This is a genomic window from Pseudoalteromonas sp. C8, assembly GCF_011378685.1.
GTDB classification, from domain to species: domain Bacteria; phylum Pseudomonadota; class Gammaproteobacteria; order Enterobacterales; family Alteromonadaceae; genus Pseudoalteromonas; species Pseudoalteromonas arctica.
The window spans coordinates 1-400 of sequence record NZ_WTKT01000076.1; the positions used below are offsets into that span (position 1 = coordinate 1).

Below are 400 nucleotides of genomic sequence, written 5' to 3' on the forward strand. Positions count from 1 at the left end.
TTCCGAACGTAGCTACCGGGCAATGCCATTGGCATGACAACCCGAACACCAGCGGTTCGTTCACTCCGGTCCTCTCGTACTAGGAGCAACCCCTCTCAATTCTCAAACGCCCACGGCAGATAGGGACCGAACTGTCTCACGACGTTCTAAACCCAGCTCGCGTACCACTTTAAATGGCGAACAGCCATACCCTTGGGACCGACTTCAGCCCCAGGATGTGATGAGCCGACATCGAGGTGCCAAACACCGCCGTCGATATGAACTCTTGGGCGGTATCAGCCTGTTATCCCCGGAGTACCTTTTATCCGTTGAGCGATGGCCCTTCCATTCAGAACCACCGGATCACTATGACCTACTTTCGTACCTGCTCGACGTGTCTGTCTCGCAGTTAAGCTGGCTT

Annotated in this window: 1 rRNA gene; it reads right to left on the reverse strand. The window is 54.8% G+C overall.

Going from position 1 to position 400, the window contains the following annotated elements:
• Positions 1–400: ribosomal RNA gene (locus GQR39_RS20095) — 23S ribosomal RNA — on the reverse strand; the annotation flags it as partial.